We start from the raw sequence: 18,914 nt of genomic DNA, 5'->3' as shown, positions 1-18,914 counted from the left end.
TCCAAAACAAGAAAGAACCCCTTCCTAAGAAGAGGTTCTTTCTTGTTCATTGCTATGTAAGAGGCAGTCTTAACGCCCTGTATGACCGAAACCACCAGCGCCACGCACAGTTTCTGTAAGCTCGCTAACTACATTCAATTGAATTTGCGGAACACGTTGGAATACCATCTGGGCGATACGCTCATTTCGTTTAATTACAAATGGCTCCTGACCATGATTGATAAGCAGTACTTTAACTTCACCGCGGTAATCGGCATCGATCGTCCCCGGTGAATTGAGCGTTGTAATGCCATGTTTATAAGCAAGCCCGCTTCTCGGGCGAATCTGCGCTTCAAGCTCAGATGGCATGCTTAGTGCGATGCCAGTTGGAATCAATTGACGCTCACCAGGAGCAAGCACAACGGGTTCACGAACAGCAGCATGCAAATCATAGCCGCTTGCTGCGTCGGACATTTTCTGCGGCAGAAGAACATCCTCTTGACCTTCGATCCGTTTAATTTGGACTTCAAAATCAAAGTGAGACAAGCTGATCCCTCCTGAAGCCCTTTATCACATCATCCGAATTCCCGACCATAGATAAGGCAAAAGGTGTAGAGAAAAGCGATTTCGTCAACTGACGAATATGCTCCATGTTCACACTTTCAATGCGTTCAATCATTTCGTCCAAACTATAATGCTTGCCTGTCATCAATTCATTTTTCCCAAAACGGTTCATGCGGCTGCTCGTGCTTTCTAAACTAAGAATAAGGCTGCCTTTCAATTGCTCTTTCCCCTTCTTAAGCTCAGAATCTGTCATCCCATTTACAGCTATGTCATGCAGCAGCTCCATCGTTACTTTCAGCACTTCTTCTGTTTGTTTAGGTGCTGTTCCGGTATAGATCGTAAACATCCCGCTATCAATATGAGAGGAATGATAGGAATAAACCGAATAGGCTAATCCTCGCTTCTCGCGAATCTCTTGGAACAGTCTTGAGCTCATACCGCCGCCAATCGCATTGTTAAGCAAGACCATCGGATACAGATTTCCCTCCTGAAGGGACAAGCCTGGTAACGACAAACAAATATGATTTTGTTCTGTTTTCTTGGCATGGAAAATCAGCTCGCTTAGGAAATCTGGCGCATCATAGCTTGTTTCAACACCGGATTGAGAAAAATCACCGAAATGCTTCTCAATTAGTTCTTTTACACTATCATCAATATTACCTGCAATACTAAGCACAGTGTTCTCTGTATTATAATTTTGCTTTAAGTATGAACGCAGATCATCGGATTTCATTTTGGACAAATTGTCCTGCGTTCCTAGAATCGTATAACCCAAAGCATGTGAGCCGTAAGAAGCTTTCGCTAACAAGTCATGAACAAGATCATCCGGCGTATCTTCATACATAGAAATTTCTTCGTAAATTACGTTCTTCTCTTTCTCTAGCTCACCTTCATCAAAGTTCGAATTGAAGAACATATCCGAAAGTACATCCATCGCTAAAGGCAGATGCTCATCCAGCACTTTAGCATAATAGCACGTATATTCTTTGGACGTGAATGCATTCACATTTCCACCGATGCCATCAAAAATCTCAGCGATATCTTTCGCCGAATGACGTTCCGTTCCTTTGAACAACATATGCTCAATGAAATGTGAAATACCATTATTCGTCTGTGACTCGTTGCGCGAGCCTGTTTTCACCCAAATCCCGAATGTGACCGATCGAAATGTAGGGATTTGTTCCATGACGACTCTTAAGCCATTATGTAAGCGATATTTGATCACCAAGGTTCCTCCTCGAAATGTAACACTTAAAAGTCCTATTCTCCCATTATACTTCCTCAGTCTAACAAAAATGTGCCTAGGACTCAAATTAGCAATAGGATTTCCTTACTAATTCGTGATTTGACCTTGTCCTGCGATACGTTTCGAAGAAAGCATGTCAGAAACTGTGCCAAGTACAAACCCTTTTTTCTTAATCAGAGAGATCATACCAGGCAGTGCATCACGAGATGAAATCGTTGGATGCATCAGAATGAGAGTACCTGGCTCTACATTGGTAGATAAGCGTTCTATAATACGGCTTGCACCAGGATTTCTCCAATCAATGGTGTCAAATGTCCACAGAACCGTTTGCAGCTTAAATTCAGAGGCGACCTGAATGGTCTCTTGATTAAAATAACCGGAAGGTGGCGCGAACAATGTATTCTTAACACCAAGCTGCTTAAGTAAATCTTCCGTTTTGGAAATTTCCTCTACTGCTTTGCTGCGCGATATGTTTCTCATGTCTTTATGTGAATATGCATGGTTCGAGATTTCGTGCCCTTCACTTTGAATTCGTTTGGCCATCTCTGTATTTTTCTTTAACCAAGAACCATCGAAGAAGAAGGTTGCGTGGACGTTTTCTTTGTGTAACGTTTCTAACATACTTGGCAAAAACTCATTACCCCAAGCCACATTAATCATAAAAGCTACCATCGGCTTCTTCGGATTGCCTTTATATACAGGATTGGGGCCCAAATCCTCCAATTGAATAGTTGGTTCTACTTCCTTCATCACATAATTAATATTATTTGGCGTTAAGTGGTGCTCAGCTAACTTCAGCGTTTCCTCAATGTCCACTTCTAATCCATTGTAACCAGGGATAGCTTTCCAAACTGAATCCACTTTGGCATTAATGGGGGGGACTCTACGTTTCTGTGCTTCTTGCGTGATCGTTTCAAGTAATGTTGACTGTGTGGCAGAAGCTGAAACAGGACGTGCTTCTTCCTTAGTCCAATCTTTCTCACCCACAAGGAGAGGTTGGATATTTTTCACACTATCTATATAGGTTCCTACACTTGGAATTGAATTGACACTAATTAGAACCATAGCAAAAAAACTCCCAAGCAGAATCCATTTTTTGTGGAGCATACACAGGTCCCCTTTCTTCGTCTCCTGATTGTATGAGGATTGGGACAAGAGTAGAACCTGTGCATGTCCTACCATGCAGTAAAAAGCAAAAAAGAGACAGATAGATCTGACTCTTTATCCTTAAAACTATGAATGAAACGACTTCACGAATTAGATTTCAATTGGGAATCTCTAGCTTTGGGCAGAGACTTGTGAAGTTAACGTTGCTTTGCGTGAAAGATTAACTCTTCCTTGTTGATCGATTTCCGTAACTTTGACTGTAATTTGATCGCCAACGTTCACTACATCTTCTACTTTCGCTACGCGCTCTGTAGAAATTTGTGAAATATGAACGAGACCTTCTTTTCCAGGTAAAATCTCAACAAATGCGCCAAACTTCTCAACGCGTTTCACTGTACCTAGGTAAGTTTCTCCAACAATAACTTCACGCACAATACCTTCAATAATGGAACGAGCTTTCTCGTTCATTTCTTGATTCGATGATGCAATGAATACGCGGCCGTCTTGCTCAATGTCGATCTTCACGCCTGTTTCCTCAATAATTTTGTTGATGATTTTACCGCCTGCTCCAATAACATCACGGATTTTGTCCGGATTGATGTTCATTGTCAGAATCTTAGGCGCATATTGAGAAAGTGCTTTGTTAGGCTCGGAAATACGTGATACCATTTTGCCCAAAATGTGCAATCGGCCTTCTTTGGCTTGTTGCAACGATTCTTGCAAAATGCTGCGGTCGATGCCATCAATTTTGATATCCATTTGCAAAGCTGTGATACCTTCAGATGTACCGGCAACTTTGAAATCCATATCACCAAGGTGATCTTCCATCCCTTGAATATCGGACAGAATGGAGAAGTGGTCGCCGTCTTTGATAAGCCCCATTGCAATACCTGCAACTGGTGCTTTGATTGGAACACCTGCATCCATAAGGGCAAGCGTACTTGCACAAATACTTGCTTGAGAAGTTGAACCGTTTGATTCCAAAACTTCAGAAACAAGGCGAATAGTATATGGGAACTCAACTTCGTTAGGGATGATCGGCTCTAGGGCTCTCTCACCTAACGCACCATGTCCAATCTCACGACGCCCTGGCGGACGTAAAGGTCTTGCTTCCCCAACACTGAATGGCGGGAAATTGTAGTGATGCATAAAACGTTTTGTTTCCGTAAGATCTAAACCATCCAAGATTTGAACATCGCCTAAAGCGCCTAATGTACAAATACTAAGTGCTTGAGTTTGTCCACGTGTAAACAAGCCAGAACCGTGTGTGCGCGGCAACAAGTTGATATCGCAATCAATCGGGCGAATTTCTTCCGGTTTACGTCCATCTGGTCTTACTTTATCATGCGTGATCAAACGACGTACTTCTTCTTTCACGATATCATAAAGTGTTTCTTTCACATCAGCTAGAAGACCTGGTGTTTCTACATACAAGGCAGTGAAATGACCAACAGCATCTGCATTCACAAGGTCAATGGCTTCTTGTCTTGCATGTTTCTCAGGAATTTTAATGGCATCAACTAGTCTAGCTTGGGCAAATTCACGCACAGCGCTATTCACTTCAGCATCGACCGTATGAAGTTTAACTTCCATTTTCGGCTTGCCGACTTGCTCAACCAATTCTTCAATGGTTGCGACGATTTTGCGAATTTCATCATGTCCAAACATGATTGCTTCAAGGACAACTTCCTCTGAAACTTCTTTCGCACCCGCTTCAACCATCATAATCGCATCTTTAGTTCCTGCAACTGTAAGGTGAAGATCACTTTTCTCTGCCACTTCGCCCGTTGGGTTGATAACGAATTGTCCATCTACGCGCCCAACAATCACGCCACCGACAGGCCCGTTAAAAGGAACATCAGAGATCGCAAGTGCCGCGGAAGTACCGATCATGGCTGCCATTTCTGGCGGGCATTCCTGGTCTACGCTCATGACGATAGACACAATTTGAACATCATTACGGAAGCCTTCTGGGAAAAGAGGACGAATCGGACGATCCGTTAAACGGCTCGCAAGAATCGCTTTCTCACTTGGACGTCCTTCACGCTTGATAAACCCACCTGGGATCTTACCAACCGCGTACAATCTTTCTTCGTAATTCACTGTTAACGGAAAGAAATCTAAATCTTTCGGTCCGCTGGAAGCCGTTACTGTGCTAAGCACAACCGTGTCGCCGTAGCGAACAGTTACTGCTGCATTGGCTTGTTTGGCTAGTCGGCCTGTTTCAAGAATAAACGGCTTACCGCCAAGTTCCATTTGTACCCTTGTCTCCATAATATCCTCCTAAGGAATTGTTGAATTTCAATTCATATGTGTTTGATTAACATGTACAGAACCAGAAATCATAAGATCCAGAGACCATTCCGAATCTACTCCGTATGTATACAAAAGGTTATCTTTGGAGTTATCCTCTATTTCTGCGTTATGACTAGTATTTCCTTCTTTTCCCGTTTTAAAAATACAAGAAAAAGCAACCTTTTGCTGCTCTCTGCCAGAGCTTTATCAAGCCTAGCAAAGGAGCAACAGGTTGCTTCTCATTGTCGGATTTTAACGACGCAAACCAAGCTTTGCAATCAAAGCACTGTAGCGGCTTACATCTTTGTTTTTAACATATGCTAGCAACTTACGACGTTGTCCAACCATTTTAAGCAAACCACGACGGGAATGGTGATCTTTCTTGTGTGTACGTAGGTGGTCTGTAAGGTTAACAATGTTTTCTGTAAGGATTGCTACTTGTACCTCAGGTGAACCTGTGTCGGTATCGTGTACTTTGTGTGTTTGAATCAGTTGTGTTTTGCGCTCTTGCGTAATTGCCATAATCATTCATCTCCTAAATTCTATTAGTATCCCCGCTAGCCTAGAAAGCGCCGATGAAAACGTCGATCCAAGCTAAGGTTCATGCCAAACGAACACGTCCATTTGACAACGTTACTCAGTATATCACAATTGACTAGTAGAAGTAAATGTATGATTACGATTCTATTGTCAATTTATGCTTAGCTTCGTCTGCATCACGTTTAATTTGAGCAACTAAATCGTCTAACGAGGAGAATTTACGTTCTGGTCGAAGGAAAGAAATTAACTCAACCTTAACGGTCTCCCCATATATTTGCTCGGAAAATTCAAATAAATGTGCTTCAAACGATGGTTTTAATTCACCTGTCTCAAAAGTTGGTTTCACGCCAATATTCATAACCCCTTGATATGCTTCCCCACGAACAGTTGCCTTAATGGCATAAACACCATTGGTAGGGCTAACATAAGGTTCGTCCAATTGAAGATTAGCAGTAGGAAAACCAAGCGTTCTTCCTCTTTTCGCACCGTCAACGACGACGCCGCTTACACTGTATGGACGTCCTAGTAGTCTTGTTACTGTTTCCAAATCTCCCAGCTGCAATGCTTCACGAATACGTGTACTGCTTACTTTTTCACCATTCATATGAAAAGGTCTCACCACTTCAACAGAGAATTTCCCGTGACTCAACTCACAGAGTGAATCCGGAGTACCTTTACCTTGGAATCCAAAGGTAAAATCAAAACCACAAATGACACTGTCAACGCCAAGTCTGTCTAAGACTTCATCGACGAATTGCTCAGGAGACAATCGCATCAGGGAGGCATCAAATGTGACAATGTACGTATGATTTACACCCATGCTTTCAAAAATCTCCATCTTTTTCTTCATAGGAGTCAATAGATCCATATATTTATCTTGACCCATTACAGCTCTAGGATGCGGATTAAAGGTCATAATGGCCGACTTAAGCCCAAGTGTCTTGGCTGTCAGTAAAGCTCGTCCTATAACCTCTTGATGACCTAAATGTACACCATCAAAGTCACCAATGGCTACTACTTGTTTCCCTACAAACTGAGCAAGTTGATCCAGATCCATCGGATATGATATTGGTATTATTTGCATATAAGTTCGTTCACCTACCCATTTCAACCCGTCCCGCGACGTTATGATTAAAGGAAAACTTTGGCCGGGACCAAGACGTGGCTAGTGCTTTTCCATTCGAACAGACCAAGAAATCGTTCATCAGGTGAATAGGCCCGAAATATGGTTTGCGAAGCATCTGCATGAGCCACCCGATTCGCAGCTAGAGGTATTTTCTTACCTTGTAATGAATGAACAGCTTCTTGTTCAGTAAGGGAAATTGAAGGAATATGCGAGATGGCTATGTCCATTGGAATCATATGCTCTTGCAAGGACCCATCTTCTTTCATTTGAACAATTTGCTCAAACGTTACACATTGTTCTTGGCGAATATTTCCCGTCGAAGTTCGTATCAAACTAACCATGACGGCAGGATAGCCAAGTGCTTTACCAATATCCACACACAACGTTCTTATGTAGGTACCTTTGGAGCACACGGCGCGGAAACGAATTTCAGGATGCTTCTGATCCAGGTTGAGTTCGAGGATTTCTAGCTCATAGATCGTTGCAGTTCTTGCTTTTCGCTCTACTTCCTTACCTTCTCTCGCCAATTCATAAAGACGTTTACCATCTATTTTGACAGCAGAGAACATGGGTGGAATCTGCTCAATATCACCGATAAAGGATCCAAGTACTTCTTGTACTTGACCTTCCTTAAGTGAAACAGCTGACACTTCTTCAAGAACGGTTCCAGTCATATCTTCCGTATCTGTCGATAACCCAATCCGTAATACAGCCTCATATTCCTTGGGCAGTTCTTGAATATATTCAACCATTCGTGTCGCCCGACCAATGCAAAGTGGCAGAACCCCTGTCACTTGCGGATCTAGCGTTCCCGTATGACCAATTCTTTTAATACTCAAAATCCTTCTAACCTTGGCGACAACATCATGTGATGTAAAGCCCGCTGGTTTCCAAACAGGCAGAATGCCTTCTAGCGTCATTTCAGCTTGTCCCCTACTTCCTGAACCATTCTAGCTATAGCTTCGTTTAGCGTCCCATAGATTGTACAGCCTGATGCTCGTACATGCCCACCACCGCCAAGTGATTGAGCGATAGCAGCAACATCGACAAGTCCTGAGGAACGAAGACTTACTTTAATAACACCAGCTGCCTTCTCTTTAATCAGCATACCCACTTCAACGCCCTCAACATTACGCGGATAATTGACCAATCCATCTAAATCATCACTCGACGCACCCGTTAACTCTAAGTCAGTAAGCGAGACTGCAAGCCAAGCTAGCTTACGATCATAAGCAAAGGAAAGTGTTGATAGCGCTTTTTGGAGAAGTACAATTTGAGCGTAAGTCATTCGTTCAAGTACAAGCTCCGCGATTTCTGCTCCCTTGACACCTAACTCCAACATCGACGCTCCGATTCTCATAACCTCAGATGTGGTATTGGAATATCGGAAGCCGCCTGTATCTGTCAGCAAGCCTGTATAAATGCATTCACCGAACGTAACATCGGGCTGCAGCTTCATATGGATTGCCAAATCAAATAGGATTTGAACGGTTGCCGCCGCGTCATGCTTGATTAAATGACATGAACCGAAACGATCATTCGTTGGATGATGGTCAATATTGAGTAACTGGGGCTGCTCATCAAAAAGAGTGCTGATCCTACCCATTCTGGAGAAATCAGCACAATCTACACTTATGATGGTTTGGTAAAGCCGACTTGGCGCCTGTTCACTATAATCAATTGTCTGTTTACTTCCTTCTAAATAGGAAAATTTAGAGGGCATGGCGCCCTCATTGATCATTGTAAATGACTTCCCAAGTTGACTTAGAATCCAACCCGTTGCATACGTTGAACTGGCAGCATCTCCATCTGGTTGGATGTGAGAGACGACCAGGAAATCATCATGCTGCTCGATAAATGCAGCTGCTGCTGCCAGCTGCTGACAGTATTCGGTGGCATGGATCATTCCGCTATTCATACGTTTGTATTTCCTTCCTGATTGAGCTTATATAACAATTGGTCGATGTGACTACCATAGTCAATAGAAGCATCAAATTTAAACTGCAGCTCTGGAACCTTGCGCAAACGAATTCGTTTGCCTAACTCAGAGCGAATGTATCCCGAAGCAACAGAAAGCGCCTTAAGTGTGGCCGCCTTCTCTTCTTCAGTACCCATTACGCTTAGATATACACGAGCCAGGGATAAATCATTCGTCACTTCAACACCTGTAACGGTCATGAAACCGATACGAGGATCTTTAAGCTCCGCTTGTATGATTTGACTTAACTCTTTCTTAATCTGTTCGCCAACTCGACCTACACGAACTCTAGCCATTTATAATCACCTCTCAACGGACTCCATGATAAAGGCTTCGATGATGTCGCCCTCTTTAATATCATGATAACGCTCAAGAGATATACCACATTCGTAGCCTTGTGCAACTTCTTTTTGATCATCCTTAAATCGTTTCAAGGAATCAATTTTGCCTTCGTGGACTACAATACCGCTACGAACTAAGCGAGTTTGTGCATTACGGGCAATTTTACCTGAAGTTACATAACAACCAGCAATTGTCCCTGAGCCCGTAATTTTGAATACATTACGAACCTCTGCTTGACCAAGAACAACTTCTTTGAAGATCGGATCCAACATGCCTTTCATGGCTTGCTCGATTTCTTCAATGACATTGTAAATGATGTTATGCAGACGGATATCAACTTTCTCTTGATCTGCTGTTGCTTTCGCAGCAGGTTCAGGACGAACGTTAAATCCAATAATAATTGCATTTGATGCAGAAGCCAGAATAATATCCGATTCTGTTACTGCCCCAACGCCATTATGAAGAATTTTAACGCGAACACCCTCAACTTCAATCTTCTCAAGAGAGGATTTCAGTGCTTCAACTGAGCCTTGAACGTCACCTTTGATAATGACATTCAGATCCTTCACTTCACCATCTTTAATATGCTTAAAGAGATCTTCCAGTGTAACGCGGGAATTAGCTGTCATCTCGGATTGACGAAGTGCAATCGCACGACGGTCAGCAATGTCTCTCGCTTTACGCTCATCTTCATAAGCCAAGAACGGATCCCCTGCTTGCGGAACTTCTGTCAGACCCGTGATCTCAACTGGCGTTGAAGGACCCGCTTCTTTCAATCGTTTACCTTTGTCATTGACGATCGCACGAACACGACCGAAACATACACCGGCAACAAAGCTATCTCCTACTTTCAAAGTACCATGTTGGATAAGGATTCTCGCTACTGGGCCTCTTCCTTTATCCAATTCAGCTTCAATGACAGTCGCTCTAGCACGCTTGTTAGGGTTTGCTTTGTACTCTTGTACTTCTGCTACAAGCAAGATCATTTCAAGCAGGTTCTCGAGACCAATACGTTGTTTTGCGGAAATTTCGCAGAAAATCGTATCGCCGCCCCACTCTTCCGGAACCAACTCATAAGCCGTAAGAGCTTGTTTGATTTGATCTGGATTAGCGCCTTCTTTATCAATCTTGTTTACCGCTACAATGATCGGTACGCCAGCCGCTTTAGCATGACTAATCGCTTCTACGGTTTGTGGCATAACACCGTCATCTGCCGCAACAACGATAATCGTAATATCCGTAACTTGAGCACCGCGGGCACGCATGGTTGTAAACGCTTCGTGACCTGGTGTATCCAAGAAGGTAATTTTCTTATGGTTAACTTCGACTTGATAAGCACCAATATGTTGGGTGATTCCGCCTGCTTCGCCTTCTGTTACACTCGTTTTACGAATGGCATCAAGCAAAGTTGTTTTACCATGATCGACGTGACCCATGATGGTAACAACAGGTGGACGCTCAAGCAAATCAGCCTCGTCATCGATTTCTTCGAATGTTTCGAAGTTATCTTCTTCAACCTTAATCTTAATTTCAACTTCAACGCCAAATTCAGTCGCAATCAATTGAATGGTTTCCAAATCTAGCTCTTGGTTGATCGTCGCCATTGTCCCAAGGAACAAAAGCTTCTTAATAACTTCAGAAGCATCTTTGTGAAGCAATTTCGCTGTTTCACCAACGGTCATATTGCCACGAACAATGATCTTCTTAGGTGTGTTATCCACTTTTTCTTTCTTAACCATATCTTGTTGGTAACGACCTCTGTTGTTTCCGCGTTGGTTGCCTCTGTTGTTGCCACCAGGACCACGATTACCACCGGATCTGTTATCATCAAAACGTTTTGGTGTTGGTTTGGATTTCTTTGTTGTGATGATACCAGCTTTTGCTGCTGCATCATCCAACTCAGCTGCTGTTGCGCCGACATGGAATTGCGGTTTAGCTTCTTGAACAACCGGTCTTCCGCTTTGGTTGTTGTTGCGGTTCTCAAATGGCTTAGACTGACGATTAGGGCCAGTACTACGGTTCGGACTGGATTGAGGACGTCCGCTGTTCGCGCTTTGACCACTACCTGCTCCTGGACCACCTGCTCCTTGAGTAGGACGGGAACCTGCATAATTACTATTCGTGCGCGGTGCTCCACCTTGTCCTTGACCTTGGCTGTAGCCTTGGCTTGCTGGACGCCCGCTGTTGTATCCACCACTACTTCCACCTGATGGACGTTGTCCACCCGGATTAGAGCCTTGGTAACCCGTACGTTGTCCGCCTTGGCTGGATCCTTGGCCAGCTGGACGCTGTCCACCTGGATTGGAACCTTGGTAACCCGTACGTTGTCCGCCTTGACTGGATCCTTGACCGCTTGGACGTCCGCCATTCGGATTGGAGCCTTGATAGCCCGTACGTTGTCCACCTTGGCTGCTAGGGCGATTACCGCCCTGGTAGTTGCTGCTTTGACCACTTGGACGTGACTGTGGCGGGCGACTTGATGTATTCTGTACAGATTGACCCTGTGTTGGTGTCGCAGCACCCGTTGTTGGTTGGCTGCTTGATTGTTCCGAAGTAACAGGCGGCTTAGCCGCTGGTGTTACTGCACCTTTATTCTCTTGTGCTGGAGCCTGCGATGCAGGATTCTGATTCGTCGTAGATGAACTCACATTTCCTCCGTCCGTAGCTGCTCGTTTGGCAGCCGCATTAGCTTTAATATCTCTAAAAAACTTTTCCACACTGCTAACCGCGTCATTCTCCATTACACTCATATGGTTGTTAACAGGTATATTTAATCGTTTGAGAATGGTAATAATTTCTTTGCTGCTCATATTGAGCTGTTTTGCGTATTCATACACGCGGGTCTTGTCTTTATTATCTTGTTTATTGGTCAATATGTTTCACCTCCGCAGGATTTTCTTGACTCTTCTGCAGCATCTGCGCGAAGCCTCCGTCCAATACACCTATGGTGACACGCATTTCTTTCCCAATGCTGCGGCCCAATTCATACTTCGTACCTATTTCGATGAGTTTCACACCATAAAATAAGCATTTATCTTGAAATTTCTTACGTGTATTAGCTGAAGCGTCTTCCGCCATGATAACAAGCTTGGCCTCACCCGCGCGAATTGCTTTGAAAACACCTTCGTCACCCGTTACGAGTTTCCCAGCTCTCATCGCCAATCCCAATTGTGACAAAAATCTAGGATTCATCTTCCGATTCCTCCTCTTTCGAAGAAAGGAATTCATCTTCCACACGAATGAAATCTTGTTCCAGTTGGTCATAAATATCTGCGCCTACGGCATGCTTCAGAGCTCTATCCAGGGCTTTGCTTTTCTTTGCCAATTTAAAACAAGAAACTTTACCGCACAGGTAGGCACCGCGCCCAGACTTCTTCCCCTTGAGATCAATGAGAATGTCATCCTCAGGCGTTTTGACGACGCGGATCAAGTCCCTCTTCGGCATCATTTCCTGGCAGGCAACGCATTTTCTCAGAGGGATTTTTCTCTGCTTCATTCCGATCACCCCTTGTTCCTCACAACAACTTAATCGATGCTAATTGAATCCTGATGCATCTCTTCCGAGTAAGTTTTCACTCTACCATATTCTTGTTCCGCTTGTGTTTCGCTCTTGATGTCGATTTTCCAGCCTGTCAGCTTGGCAGCTAATCGTGCATTTTGCCCTTTAATACCAATAGCCAGAGAAAGCTGATAATCAGGAACTATGACACGTGCCATTTTTTCATTTTCATGAATCTGCACTTCAAGCACTTTAGAAGGACTAAGCGCATTCGCTACGTACTCTTCCACGCTATCCATCCAGCGAACGATGTCAATTTTCTCGCCGCGCAGCTCAGTTACAATCGTTTGAACACGCAATCCTTTAGGACCTACACAGGAACCTACAGGATCAACTTCAGGGTTACGAGAATGAACTGCGATCTTAGAACGGAAGCCTGCTTCACGAGCAACTGAACGAATCTCAACAACACCATCGAAAATTTCAGGCACTTCAAGCTCAAATAGTCGCTTTAACAAACCTGGGTGTGTTCTCGATAAAATGATTTGAGGCCCCTTGGTCGTGTTCTCAACTTTCGTAATATAAGCTTTAATACGATCTCCCTGTTTGAACTTATCCGTTGGCATAAGCTCCGTAAGTGGAAGAACAGCTTCTACTTTGCCTAAATCAACATAAATATTACGTTGATCTTGACGCTGCAGGATACCTGTTACAATATCTTCTTCTTTATCGATAAAAGCATTATAAATTAAGCCACGCTCGGCTTCGCGGATTCGTTGCGTTACAACCTGTTTAGCGGTTTGTGCTGCAATACGTCCAAAATCACGAGGCGTCACTTCAATTTCAACAATATCTTCCAATTGGTAATTCGGATTAATTTCACGCGAAGCATGAACAGAAATTTCCAATCTTGGATCCAATACTTCCTCTGTAACGGTCTTCCTTGCATATACCTTAATAAGCCCCGTATGTCGATTGATATCCACACGCACGTTCTGTGCTGTGTTGAAATTACGTTTATAACTTGAAATCATCGCCGCTTCAATAGCATCAATGAGTAGCTCCTTGGAGATACCCTTCTCTCGTTCAATTTCCGACAGCGCTTCAATAAAATCCGTGTTCATTTGAACTGAGTCCCCCCCTTCAATAAGTAACAATCACTAAAATACGATAGCAAGACGTGCGCTAGCTACTTTAGCAACCGGTATGCTAATTTTCTTCTTACCAATCTCAATAACGAGTACTTCCTCGTCATAAGACTGCAACAATCCTTCAAATTCCTTAGAACCGTCGATCGGTTCATACGTGGTAACAAATACGTGACTGTTCACGGCTTTATAAAAATCTTGTGTCTTCTTAAGCGGACGTTCTGCCCCAGGTGAAGAAACTTCCAAGAAATAAGCATCAGAAATCGGATCTTTCTCATCCAATTGAACACTTAAGTATTCACTGATGCGGCCGCAATCATCTATATCAATTCCGCCTTCTTTGTCAGCATAGACACGAAGGAACCAATTGCTGCCTTCTTTGACATATTCAATATCAACGATTTCAAACCCATTTTGTTCAACAAAATCCTTCAGCATGTCCTCAATGATGGATTTGATTTGTTCTTGTGTAGCCACAGATATGTGTACCTCCTAAATTGACTTTTCCTTGTCGTAACTGGAAAAGTCCTATATCAAAATGTAAAGAGTGGGTTTCCCCACTCTTTAATCACAAGATGATATCCTCATTATTGCCAATAAAAATTATACCATAACCATTCTTTGCATTACAATAGTAAACTTGTTAATCATTTTCACTTGACAGCTAAAAGTTTTTTCGAAGAAAAACTGGCTTCGTAAGCATCTACTTAAAAGTATTCTTTAGAAAACTTGCTATGGAACCATACTTTTCATTAGAACAAGGAAAGCTGATTGGATTCAGGTAATCCTCGGAAGCACCCCATATTGCTCAACAATTCGATCACTGTTTTGGAGGCTTTGGAACGATTCTGGAAATCCTCAATGGATAAGAAATCTCCTTCATCCTTAGCGGCCGCAATATTTTTAGCAGCACTTTCACCAATCCCCGACATAGCAGCAAAAGGTGGAATTAAGGAAGTGCCATCGATGATAAACTTCGTCGCATCCGAACGATAAATATCAATTGGCTTGAAACTAAAACCGCGAGACGTCATTTCCAATGACATTTCAAGAATGGAAACCATCGCTTTCTCTTTAGGCAGCGCCTGGAACCCTTTCGCTTCAATCTCGACTAATTGTCTAAGAATTGCATCATATCCCTGACATAACAGTTCAAGATCAAAGTCTGCCGCTCGAACACTAAAGTAAGTAGCATAGTAAGCAATCGGATGATACACCTTGAAGTAAGCAGTACGAACAGCGGAGATAACGTAAGCTGCAGCATGCGCTTTTGGAAACATATACTCAATCCGTTCGCAGGATTCAATATACCAAGCAGGTACATTACAGCGTTTCATCTCATCTTTCCATTCGTCGGTTAGACCCTTACCTTTACGAACGCTCTCCGTAATTTTAAAAGCAAGACCTGCATCCATACCCGCTTTGTAGATCAAATAGAGCATGATATCATCGCGACAACCAATAACGGTCTTAATGTTACAAATTCCTTTTTTGATGAGTTCCTGTGCATTCCCCAACCAAACGCCTGTTCCATGGGACAAGCCTGAAATTTGTAATAAATCGGCGAAAGAGGAAGGCTGCGTTTCTTGAAGCATTTGACGAACGAATTTGGTACCCATCTCGGGTACGCCATACGTTGCAACCGGGGAACGAATTTGATCAGGTCTTACCCCTAATGCGTCGGTCGAATTGAAAATACTCATGGCTTTCGCATCATTCATTGGAATGGTCGTTGGATCAATGCCAGTCAAATCTTGAAGCATTCTCATCATTGTCGGATCGTCGTGACCTAGAATATCTAGTTTAAGCAAGTTCGCATCGAAGGCATGATAGTCAAAATGGGTTGTCATCCATTCCGAATTTTTATCATCGGCTGGAAATTGAACCGGCGTGATATCATCGACCTCAATGTAATCCGGAACAACGACAATACCGCCTGGATGCTGCCCCGTACTTCTTTTAACCCCTGTACAGCCTGACGCCAACCGAGCAATTTCTGCACCGCGCCATTTCTGGCCTTGCTCTTCTTCGTACTTCTTGACGAATCCGAAAGCGGTTTTCTCAGCGACAGTACCGATGGTCCCTGCACGAAATACATTCTTCGGTCCAAAGATCTCCTTTGTGAAATTATGAGCAATCGGCTGATAAACACCGGAGAAGTTCAAATCGATATCGGGAACCTTGTCCCCTTTAAAGCCAAGGAACGTTTCGAACGGAATGTCATGGCCGTCACCTTTTAAATTCCCGCCGCAGGATGGGCACACTTTATTGGGTAGATCGAAACCACTCGGTACGCTTCCGTCTAGGAACCACTCGCTGTGCCTGCAGGAGAGACATAAATAATGCGGAGGCAATGGATTAACTTCTGATATACCCAACATCATCGCAACAACAGAAGAACCAACAGATCCCCGAGAACCTACGAGATAGCCGTCTGCATTCGATTTTTTCACGAGACGTTCTGAAATCAAATAGTTGGCAGAGAATCCGAATTTAATGATAGGAACAAGCTCTTTCTCCAATCGAGCAATAATGACTTCTGGGAGCTCTTCGCCATACATACTTTTCGCAGTATTATAGCAAGTCGAGCGGATTTCTTCGTCAGCACCCTCGATAATAGGCGTGAATAGCTTGTCTGGGAAGAGTTCGATGGATTCAAAACGATCTGCAAGATCATTCGTACTACGAATTACCACCTCAATTGCCTTCTCTTCACCCAAAAACTTAAACTCTTCAAGCATCTCTTTCGTTGTGCGGAAATGCGCATCCGGCTTCTTCATCGCTTTCAGCGGACTAAAACCAGTAATCCCATTGATTGTAATGTCACGACATACTTTTTCCCGTGGATTGAGGTAATGTACGTTGCCCGTGGCAATGACTGGTTTACCCGTTTTATAACCGATTTCACATATCCGACGAACGGCATTCTCGAGATCTTCAACAGAGCCAACAAGCCCTTTTTCAACAAGATGCATGTTATAGCTAACGGGTTGAATTTCGAGAATATCATAAAACTCCGAAACCTGTTCAGCCTCTTCGATTGATTTGTTAAGAACGGCTTCGAAGAACTCCCCTTTTTCACAACCAGAGGTGATAAGAAGTCCCTCTCTGTGCTCAACTAACACACTTTTGGGAATCGTCGCAGCTCGCTGCAGGTAAGTTGTATGAGACATCGAGATCAGCTTAAATAGATTTTTCTTTCCTACAGGGTTTAACGCATAAATACAGCAATGAAATGGACGTTGATTAGATAAATCTTTACCGACGTAGTCATTCAATTTCGCTAGGCTCGTAATCTGACGATCATTAGCCTCATTAATTAAATGATAAAGGACATACCCCAGCGCAATCGAGTCATCAATCGCTCGGTGATGATTATCGAGACCTACTTTAAATTTATCAGACAACGTATTTAATCGATGATTTTTCATGGATGGGAAAAGAAATCTTGCAAGCTCCAGCGTATCAAGCACTGCATTGGTCACTTCTGGAAGGTTCATTCGCTTTAAATTCGTTTGAAGAAAACCCATATCGAATCGCGCATTATGCGCAACAAGTACACTATCCCCAATAAATTCAACAAACTTAGGAAGCTCGTCCTCGATATCTGGAGCATCTTTCACCATATCATCATTGATATTCGTTAACTGTTGAATGTTATAAGGAATCTTCTCGTGCGGATTAATGAAAGTAGCGAACCGATCAATTTCTTTGCCATCCTGCATTTTCACACCAGCTAGCTCGATAATACGATTGTTGGTTACAGAAAGCCCTGTCGTCTCCACGTCGAAAATGACATAGGTCGCTTGTTTCAAATCCAGATCTCGCCCATTCATAACAATAGGTACAGAATCATTGACGACGTTTGCTTCAACGCCATAGATCACTTTAATCCCATGCTTTTTGGCCGCTTTACCAGCGTCAGGAAAACATTGAATATTGCTATGATCCGTAACAGCGATCGCTTTATGTCCCCATTTGGCCGCCATCTTCACATATTGGTCAATTGGGGTCAGTGCATCCATCGTGCTCATCGTGGTGTGCAAATGAAACTCAACACGCTTCTCCGCTGCGTCATCCATGCGATCCCTTGGCGCCATGACTTCGTACAAGTCATTCGGAATCATCACAAGCTCGGGGATTTGCATGAAACGGTCATACTCTACTTTCCCTCTCGCTCGAATCCAAGTCCCATTGGCAAGAAGACTCATGATCTTTACATCATCTTTCGTTTTGGCAAAAACTTTCATAGCTAATGAATCACTGAAATCTGTAATGTTGAATGTAAATAAAGTGTTACCATTTCTAAGCTCTTTGACATCCAGCCCAAAAACAGTTCCTTGAACTGCAATTTTCTTCTCTTCTTCTTGGATATCCTTCAGTGGAGTTGGAACTTCCTTTATATCAATACCCATGACAAGCTTCAGATCACCCTCTGGTAATGAGGACTCTTCTTCCTCCATGTCGATGGACATCAAGATTTCTTGGGTGTATGTTTTCTCGCCTTGCTCTCGCTGCTTCGCAAATTTCTCATACTCCGCTACGATTTCGGTCGAATCACTCATAGCATACTTGATGGATAATTCCGTTTGAAAAAAATTATGAAAAAAGTTCCGAATAAACATATCAATATTTTTTTTCTTCGCTAACTCAAGACCAATGGCATCCAACATGATCAACGAAAGTGCATGCCCTTGTATTTCAAACTTAGCTTTCGACATCCAGCCATTGACTGAGGGGACTTCCCGCTGCAACCATTCCATAAATAAACCCCAGTACTCCTCAACTAGAGCGGCTGGCTCTGCCTGTTCATACTTCCAAACAAAGCGAATTTTCGCGATTTGTGCAAATTTCTCTTGAATCATTTTACAAAATGAACGGTAAATGTTTAGAGGTACAAGGTCATTTTTCACCAAATAGAAGGTCCAGTCGCGGTTTTTTCGACTAATTTCTACTTGATCAATGTAACCATCTGCAAAATATGACCGTACAACATCGGCTGGAATCTCGGCTTGCTGCATCAAAAGCTCAAAGCGATTCCGTTTATCAGCCAAATTACTCATGAACAGCCTCCCCATAAACATACCAAG

At 43.2% G+C, this 18,914-nt stretch carries 15 protein-coding genes; all 15 read right to left on the bottom strand.

Annotated features, from left to right (window positions below):
• Positions 1 to 69: 69 nt before the first annotated feature.
• The 15 genes from dut to AC58P7_RS13555 all read right to left on the bottom strand — a co-directional run bounded on the left by dut (position 70) and on the right by AC58P7_RS13555 (position 18,887).
• Positions 70 to 525: a dUTP diphosphatase gene (gene dut, locus AC58P7_RS13625; protein ID WP_497343586.1), complete on the bottom strand. Its 456-nt coding sequence runs from the start codon at positions 523 to 525 to the stop codon at positions 70 to 72.
• Positions 512 to 1,768: a M16 family metallopeptidase gene (locus AC58P7_RS13620; protein ID WP_497343584.1), complete on the bottom strand. Its 1,257-nt coding sequence runs from the start codon at positions 1,766 to 1,768 to the stop codon at positions 512 to 514. Before AC58P7_RS13620 ends, dut begins: the two co-directional genes overlap by 14 nt.
• 108 nt (positions 1,769 to 1,876) lie before the next feature.
• Positions 1,877 to 2,854, bottom strand: coding sequence for a polysaccharide deacetylase family protein (locus AC58P7_RS13615; protein ID WP_497343583.1), 978 nt, complete (start codon positions 2,852 to 2,854; stop codon positions 1,877 to 1,879).
• A 213-nt stretch (positions 2,855 to 3,067) separates the two neighbouring features.
• Positions 3,068 to 5,170, bottom strand: coding sequence for a polyribonucleotide nucleotidyltransferase (locus AC58P7_RS13610; RefSeq protein WP_497343581.1), 2,103 nt, complete (start codon positions 5,168 to 5,170; stop codon positions 3,068 to 3,070).
• A gap of 273 nt (positions 5,171 to 5,443) precedes the next feature.
• Positions 5,444 to 5,713 (bottom strand): 30S ribosomal protein S15, encoded by a 270-nt coding sequence (gene rpsO / locus AC58P7_RS13605; protein ID WP_028558319.1) that lies wholly within the window; start codon positions 5,711 to 5,713, stop codon positions 5,444 to 5,446.
• Between the two features lie 154 nt (positions 5,714 to 5,867).
• Positions 5,868 to 6,788, bottom strand: coding sequence for a bifunctional riboflavin kinase/FAD synthetase (locus tag AC58P7_RS13600; protein ID WP_497343579.1), 921 nt, complete (start codon positions 6,786 to 6,788; stop codon positions 5,868 to 5,870).
• Positions 6,789 to 6,862: 74 nt separating this feature from the next.
• On the bottom strand, positions 6,863 to 7,777 hold the full coding sequence (truB, locus tag AC58P7_RS13595; RefSeq protein WP_497343577.1) for a tRNA pseudouridine(55) synthase TruB: 915 nt from the start codon (positions 7,775 to 7,777) through the stop codon (positions 6,863 to 6,865).
• Positions 7,774 to 8,775: a DHH family phosphoesterase gene (locus AC58P7_RS13590; protein WP_497343575.1), complete on the bottom strand. Its 1,002-nt coding sequence runs from the start codon at positions 8,773 to 8,775 to the stop codon at positions 7,774 to 7,776. The genes truB and AC58P7_RS13590 overlap by 4 nt, the downstream gene beginning before the upstream one ends.
• Positions 8,772 to 9,131: a 30S ribosome-binding factor RbfA gene (rbfA, locus tag AC58P7_RS13585; protein ID WP_310500281.1), complete on the bottom strand. Its 360-nt coding sequence runs from the start codon at positions 9,129 to 9,131 to the stop codon at positions 8,772 to 8,774. Before rbfA ends, AC58P7_RS13590 begins: the two co-directional genes overlap by 4 nt.
• A gap of 6 nt (positions 9,132 to 9,137) precedes the next feature.
• Positions 9,138 to 12,050 carry a translation initiation factor IF-2 gene (gene infB / locus AC58P7_RS13580; protein ID WP_497343573.1) on the bottom strand — a complete coding sequence of 971 codons (2,913 nt, stop codon included), beginning with the start codon at positions 12,048 to 12,050 and terminating at the stop codon, positions 9,138 to 9,140.
• Positions 12,040 to 12,369 (bottom strand): L7Ae/L30e/S12e/Gadd45 family ribosomal protein, encoded by a 330-nt coding sequence (locus tag AC58P7_RS13575; RefSeq protein ID WP_497343571.1) that lies wholly within the window; start codon positions 12,367 to 12,369, stop codon positions 12,040 to 12,042. Before AC58P7_RS13575 ends, infB begins: the two co-directional genes overlap by 11 nt.
• Positions 12,359 to 12,673: an RNase P modulator RnpM gene (gene rnpM, locus AC58P7_RS13570; protein WP_065853834.1), complete on the bottom strand. Its 315-nt coding sequence runs from the start codon at positions 12,671 to 12,673 to the stop codon at positions 12,359 to 12,361. Before rnpM ends, AC58P7_RS13575 begins: the two co-directional genes overlap by 11 nt.
• Before the next feature lie 29 nt (positions 12,674 to 12,702).
• A complete protein-coding gene (nusA, locus tag AC58P7_RS13565; protein ID WP_497343569.1) occupies positions 12,703 to 13,800 on the bottom strand; it encodes a transcription termination factor NusA in 1,098 nt (365 codons plus the stop codon).
• A gap of 36 nt (positions 13,801 to 13,836) precedes the next feature.
• Positions 13,837 to 14,301: a ribosome maturation factor RimP gene (gene rimP, locus AC58P7_RS13560; protein WP_497343568.1), complete on the bottom strand. Its 465-nt coding sequence runs from the start codon at positions 14,299 to 14,301 to the stop codon at positions 13,837 to 13,839.
• A gap of 275 nt (positions 14,302 to 14,576) precedes the next feature.
• Entirely contained in the window at positions 14,577 to 18,887 is a 4,311-nt protein-coding gene (locus AC58P7_RS13555) for a PolC-type DNA polymerase III (RefSeq protein WP_497343566.1), read from the bottom strand.
• Between the last annotated feature and the right edge of the window lie 27 nt (positions 18,888 to 18,914).

It is taken from the genome of Paenibacillus sp. J22FR5 (assembly GCF_059691975.1).
The sequence above is the reverse complement of the archived record's forward strand: the minus strand, read 5'-3'. Positions and strand labels throughout refer to the sequence as shown.

Bases quoted from the DNA above. Each gene is read 5' to 3' on its own strand.
- AC58P7_RS13615 (WP_497343583.1), bottom strand. From the start codon at position 2,854: ATGGTTCTAATTAGTGTCAATTCAATTCCAAGTGTAGGAACCTATATA.
- AC58P7_RS13610 (WP_497343581.1), bottom strand. From the start codon at position 5,170: ATGGAGACAAGGGTACAAATGGAACTTGGCGGTAAGCCGTTTATTCTT.
- rpsO (WP_028558319.1), bottom strand. From the start codon at position 5,713: ATGGCAATTACGCAAGAGCGCAAAACACAACTGATTCAAACACACAAA.
- AC58P7_RS13600 (WP_497343579.1), bottom strand. From the start codon at position 6,788: ATGGATCTGGATCAACTTGCTCAGTTTGTAGGGAAACAAGTAGTAGCC.
- truB (WP_497343577.1), bottom strand. From the start codon at position 7,777: ATGACGCTAGAAGGCATTCTGCCTGTTTGGAAACCAGCGGGCTTTACA.
- AC58P7_RS13590 (WP_497343575.1), bottom strand. From the start codon at position 8,775: ATGAATAGCGGAATGATCCATGCCACCGAATACTGTCAGCAGCTGGCA.
- rbfA (WP_310500281.1), bottom strand. From the start codon at position 9,131: ATGGCTAGAGTTCGTGTAGGTCGAGTTGGCGAACAGATTAAGAAAGAG.
- AC58P7_RS13575 (WP_497343571.1), bottom strand. From the start codon at position 12,369: ATGAATCCTAGATTTTTGTCACAATTGGGATTGGCGATGAGAGCTGGG.
- rnpM (WP_065853834.1), bottom strand. From the start codon at position 12,673: ATGAAGCAGAGAAAAATCCCTCTGAGAAAATGCGTTGCCTGCCAGGAA.
- nusA (WP_497343569.1), bottom strand. From the start codon at position 13,800: ATGAACACGGATTTTATTGAAGCGCTGTCGGAAATTGAACGAGAGAAG.
- AC58P7_RS13555 (WP_497343566.1), bottom strand. From the start codon at position 18,887: ATGAGTAATTTGGCTGATAAACGGAATCGCTTTGAGCTTTTGATGCAG.